The organism is Microbulbifer sp. 2205BS26-8, assembly GCF_030731025.1.
GTDB classification, from domain to species: Bacteria; Pseudomonadota; Gammaproteobacteria; order Pseudomonadales; family Cellvibrionaceae; genus Microbulbifer; species Microbulbifer spongiae.
Genome location: NZ_JAVAMR010000159.1, coordinates 1 through 772, shown reverse-complemented (window position 1 = coordinate 772; position 772 = coordinate 1). Strand labels below are relative to the sequence as shown.

Below are 772 nucleotides of genomic sequence, written 5' to 3'. Positions count from 1 at the left end.
CTGTATAATCCCTGCATGGAAATTACAGCGCAACAATACAAAATTATCGAAGATTTTCTACCCCTCCAGCGCGGCAACGTGAAAATATCCAACTTACAGGTGCTGAACGCCATTCTTTACATAGCCGAGCATGGCTGCAAATGGCGAGGCCTGCCGAAGAAATTTGGCCGTTGGCACAGCGTCTACATGCGGGCGAATCGTTGGGCCAAGTAAGGTGTTGGATAGGGTCTTTCTGGCCCTCCAGGAAAATAATGTGATCAATATCCAGGTCGATCATATCTCTCTTGATTCTACGGCTGTTAAAGTTCATCCAGACGGCACTGGCGCGCTAAAAAAACGGTCCTCAATTTATCGGCAAATCACGAGCAGGCTGGACCACCAAGATTCATATGGTTGTAGCCGGCCACAACCGCGCCGTAGTATTTTCTCTGTCGCCGGGGCAGGCTGGAGACGCTCCGGAGGGCCGAAAGCTACTGAAAAGCCTTGAGAACTGCGGTTGGGATGGAGCCAAAGTGATCATGGACAAGGCCTACGAAGGTAATGAATCCCGGCAGTTGGTATTCGATCTGGGCATGGAACCTGTCGTGCCACCGAAGAGTAACCGATTGAGCACCTGGAAATACGACGTAGAGGCGTACAAAAAGCAAAATGAAGTGGAGAGACTGTTTCGACGTCTGAAGGGCTTCAGAAGAATTTTCTCTCGCTTTGATAAACTGGATGTTGTTTTCACGTTTTTTATTCACTTTGCGCTTATTGTTGATACTTTAATTAG

Annotated in this window: 1 pseudogene; it reads left to right on the top strand. The window is 48.2% G+C overall.

The annotated features are described in order from the left end of the window. Window positions 1-15: 15 nt before the first annotated feature. Window positions 16-772 (top strand): annotated as a pseudogene (locus tag Q5Y71_RS17030) (IS5 family transposase); the annotation flags it as partial.